The sequence below is a fragment of the Mesorhizobium sp. L103C119B0 genome, from assembly GCF_000502235.1.
Classification (GTDB): domain Bacteria; phylum Pseudomonadota; class Alphaproteobacteria; order Rhizobiales; family Rhizobiaceae; genus Mesorhizobium.
On record NZ_AYXE01000075.1, the window covers coordinates 1 to 241 of the forward strand.

The 241-nt window shown below is 65.1% G+C and carries 1 protein-coding gene; it reads right to left on the minus strand.

The window, feature by feature from the left end; all coding sequences use genetic code 11:
• Positions 1-241, minus strand: a 241-nt coding sequence (locus X728_RS01000000167570; RefSeq protein WP_032898378.1) for an ATP-binding cassette domain-containing protein, incomplete at both ends; no start/stop codon positions are given.

Consider the following 241-nt stretch of genomic DNA (forward strand, 5'->3'; position numbering starts at 1 on the left):
CGGCCTAGTGCTTCCCGGTCCCATTGATCGAGGCTTGCGCTGTCGATGCGAACCTTCCCGGCGACCGGCGTCCATGCGCCGACGATGGCGCGCGAGAGTGTCGACTTGCCCGAACCCGATGCGCCGATGACCCCAAGTGCGCTTCCCGCCTGAATGGCAAACGCAAGGCCGGTCACGGTCGGCTTGCTTTCACCGGGCGGAACGATTGTCACGCTTTCGAGGCGCAGTTCGCGTTCAGGTG